The sequence below is a fragment of the bacterium genome (assembly GCA_016873475.1).
GTDB lineage: Bacteria > Krumholzibacteriota > Krumholzibacteriia > JACNKJ01 > JACNKJ01 > VGXI01.
Genome location: VGXI01000250.1, coordinates 1 through 4,180 on the forward strand (window position 1 = coordinate 1; position 4,180 = coordinate 4,180).

Sequence of the window (4,180 nt, forward strand, 5' to 3'; positions counted from 1 at the left end):
GTAGCGATGCCAGAGCAGTACGGCGCCGCCCGCGCCGTCGGGAAGGATCTCCGGCGGATAGGCGATCGGCAGCGAGGTCTCGTTGTAGACGACGACCGGTGCGCCCCAGGTCGAGGCGCCCGCCGCGTCGAAGCGCTCGGCGTGGAGGTGGCGCGGCGACATGTAGCTGCCCATGTCGCGCACCCAGCAGACGATGACGCCGTCCGCGCCCGAGGGCACGGGGGCCGGGAAGCCCGGGTCCTCGCCGGCGGCGCCGGCGACGGCGAGGCCGCCCAGCGGGAAGCGCAGCGCGCCGTTCGGCGCCAGGCGCTGCATCATGATCTTGCCGTCGCCGGCCACCGGCGTCTTGCCCCAGACGACGACGAAGTCGCCGTCGGCAGTCTCGGTCAGGCGCGGCGTCGGGTCGAAGTCGGCGTCGTTGTTGATCGTCACGCCGTCGGCGCCCCAGAGCAGGTCGCCCGCGGGCGAGACGCGATAGGCGTAGAGGTCCCAGTCGCCGCCGGCGCGGATGTCGGGGAAGACGAGAACGGCGTTGCCCGCGCTATCGGCGATGAGATCCCAGTCCGTGAGCCAGGAATCTTGGGGATGGCTGCTGACGAGGATGCCGTTGTGGGGCCAGGCCTCGTTGCCCGCAGCGTCGAGCCGCTGCAAGTAGACGTCGTAGTTGCCGGAGGCCTGGTCGTACCAGGCGATGTAGCAGCCGCCGTCGGCGCGGGCGGCGATCTTCGGCACCGTCTGCTCCCCCGCGCGGTCCGCGATCGCGAAGTTGACCTGCGGATCGCTGGACCAGGCGGCCAGGGCGGCGGCCGGCAGGGTCAGCAGCAGTGCGAGAGCGATGAAGTCACGCATAGCGTCCCCCCTTCGCGCGGCCCCCGCCGCGCCCCCCAAGTATAGCACTTCAGGAAACGCGAAGGCCCTGCACTTCCATGCAGGGCCTTCCGATGCACTCGAGCGAGCTTGCATCCGGGTCGCGCGCGCGCTCTCGCGCGCGAGAGGATGCAAGCGAGCTCACTTGAGGAGCAGTGCCTTGTGCGTCAGCGCCGTGCCGTCCGCACGCAGGCGGAAGAAGTACACGCCGCTCGACTGCAGAACGCCGGCGTCGTCGGTGCCCAGCCAGGTCGCGGTGTGGTCGCCCGCGCCCAGAGGCCCATTGACGAGAGTTGCCAGGCGGCGGCCCTTCACGTCGTAGACGGCCAGGTCCACCGTCGCCGCCCTGGGCAGGGCGAAGCGGACGTCCGTCTTCGGGTTGAAGGGGTTCGGGTGGTTGCCACGCAGCACGAGGCCGCTGGGCAGCGCGCCCGGCGTGTCGTCGACCGCGGTGACCGTGCCGCCGATCAGCCAGTGCAGCGCGTTCTCGAGCAGCAGCACGCGCTTGACCGCGTCCATCGACTCGTAGCACCAGGCGAACATCACGTAGTCGCCGTCCTCGGGCGTCGCGTCCAGGTCCTGCACGATCACGCTGGCGTCCGACGGCCAGCTGGTCCAGGCACCGATGCGCTGGGCGTTCGCCGTCGGGGTCAGCGCGTCCTGATCGCCGTAGCTGGAGTAGGCGACGCTGATCGGCCCCACGATCGCGTTCGGCGTGCTCATCACCGGATGCGCGGGCGGGACGACGGTGACGCTTCCGCTCTCGTCGTGTGTCCAGTTCGCCACCCGCAGCACGGCCTGGGCCCAGGCGCTGTTGGCGGTATCCCAGTCGTAGCCGACCTCGCCGCCCTCGACGAGCAGCCTGCCGCCGCCCTGCACGTAGCTCTGCAGCGCGGTGCGGAAGCCGGCGTTGGCGAAGGTGTCCGTATTGCGCCCGCTGGCGGTGATCAGCAGGTCGTAGTTGCCCCAGGTGCTCGGGTTGCTGGTCAGCGTCTCGACGACCACGGTGTAGCCGAGGTCCTCCAGGTCGCCCTGGATCGTCGCGATCGACTTGGACTCGGCGAAGTAGCCCGGCTCGATCAGGTTGCCGGCCGCGTCGAGCTTGGCCGCCTGCCACGCGCTCTTGGCGCCGTCGTTGATGAGCAGGATGTTGCCGACCGTCTCCTCGAGCGTGAAGTTGGCCGTCACCACCGGGGCGTCGACGGTCTCCATGCGCGTCTGGGCGATGTGGCCCGCGCTGCGCACGGTCACGCTCCAGTTGAAGTAGGGCAGCGGGCCGCTCGTGTAGAGGCCGGTGCCGGGTGCGCTGGTGACCTCGTTGTAGAGCGCGCCCGTGTCCGAACGGTAGATCGAGATCGTCGCCGCGAGCGGCTGGTTCGTGCCCGCTTCGCGAATCGTGCCGGTGAGGACGCCGCTGGGCGCCGCGACGAGGTCGATGTCGTGCACGTTCGCGCCGTAGTTCAGGAAGTAGCTCTCGCTGTAGGGCAGGTAGCCGAAGTAGTCCACGGTCAGCGTGTAGGTGGCAACCAGGATGTCCTCGCCGACGTCGTAGTTGCCGCTCCCGTTGCAGACCGCGGAGAAGGCCAGCGCGTTCGCGGCGTCCCAGCCCTGCACCACCGCGCCGGCCGCCGGGCTGCCGGCCGCGTCGACGTGGCCCGTCAGCGTGCCGTAGGCCTCGATGATCGGGAAGCTGGCTTCGACGAGATCGTAGCCGGCCTGGGCATAGACGCCGCGCACGCTGCCGAGCGCGGTCGGCGTCAGGGTCAAGGCATCGGCGGTCGTCATCAGGCCGGGTTCGTCGTTGACGTAGGCCCAGAGCTCGTGCGCCGGCAGCGCGCCGCCGAACTGCTTGTAGGCCTGGAGCGTGCCCGGCAGGTTGAGCGCGAAGCTGCCCGTGAGCCCGATGTCGGTGGTCACCCGCAGGCCGATGCCCAACTGGGGCAGGGCGATCACGCTGAGCGGCTCGCGGAAGAGCAGCCAGGGATCGGCCGGATCCTGCCCGCAGATGTCGATGCTCGGCCCGTAGGGGTAGTCGATCAGGAGCTGGCAGGTGCCGCCCGCGCCCGTCGTCGCCTGGTCCGTCGCATAGCCGACGCCCTCGGCCCAGACCTCGATGCCGGGCTTGGGCGTGACGCCGTCGGCCTCGAAGACGCCGATGGTCACGGTCGTGGGCACCTGGGCATTGATCGCCGTCGGATTGAAGACGATCGTGGCCGGGATGATCACGGTGATCGCCGCGACATGGGGCACCTTGTTCTGGGCCATCACGATCAGCTCGGCGGGACCGGGCGTCATCACTTCCCAGATCGGCAGTTCGAGCGTACCCGTCGCGCCCACGGTGCCGGCGCCGAGGAGGACGCCGTTCTGATTGAAGCCGCAGTAGCTGCCGGGCGCCGCGCTCACGGTGAAGCTCGTGCTCGTCGTGAAGAGCGTGCTCGGGTGGCTGACCGGATTGGTCTGCGGCACGCCGATCCAGGTGGAGAGGCTCGGGTCGCCCATCAGGTTGTAGATGGTCCAGTAGTAGCTCGTCAGGCTGGAGCCGGCCTCGGTCACCGCCAGGTTGCCGCAGAAGATGAGGGCGTCGTTGGTGACGTACCACTGCGTCATCGCCTCGCCGTGGTCGTGGAAGAGGCCGTCGTCGGCGCCCATGCCGTGGGTCTCCCAGGTCGGGTTGACGACGATGCTGCCGCTGCCGACCCCCCACCAGTAATCCTCGTCCCAGTAGGTGGAGTCGCTGCCGCCGATGTAGCCGATGGCGCCCTTGCCGGCGACGCGCAGCCAGGTCTCGGCGAAGCACTCGGCCACCTCGTAGCTGCTCGTCAAGCAGCAGTTGCCGACGGCCAGGCAGTACTTCCCGAAGTTCTGCAGACCATTGATGTTGCTCTGCGTGAAGGTGGGATCGGACCAGCTCGTCGTGCTGCCATGGGCGGTGTAGTTCACGTAGCTGACGCCGTCGCTCACGTTCTGCACGATCTGAGCGTCCGCGCTCCCCGAGGCCGGGTAGAGATAGGTGTGGCTGTAGATGTTGTGCGCGGGGTTGAAGTAGTAGGTCGTCCCGTAGTTGATCTGACCGTTCGCCCAGACGGCGCCGAAGGAGCCATCCATGCCCGCGATCATCACGACCTCTTCGAGGTAGCTCGGATCGGGCATCGCGAACTGGTCGTACTCGAGCGTCTTGGCCAGGATGTTCTGGAGCATGCTCGGGTTCGTCGCGCTCAAGCGGCCGTAGTAGATGTCCGGCATGAGGTCGTTGCCCTCGATCGCGCAGTAGGGGCGATCGGTGACGTTGCCGCCCTCGGTCCAGGTCGGCACC

The 4,180-nt window shown here is 68.9% G+C and carries 2 protein-coding genes; both read right to left on the minus strand.

Annotation, left to right across the window (positions count from 1 at the left end):
* A partial coding sequence (locus tag FJ251_14130) for a hypothetical protein (GenBank protein MBM4118842.1) occupies positions 1-849 on the minus strand: 849 nt, incomplete at its 3' end.
* A 159-nt stretch (positions 850-1,008) separates the two neighbouring features.
* Positions 1,009-4,180, minus strand: a 3,172-nt coding sequence (locus FJ251_14135) for a hypothetical protein (protein ID MBM4118843.1), incomplete at its 5' end; no start/stop codon positions are given.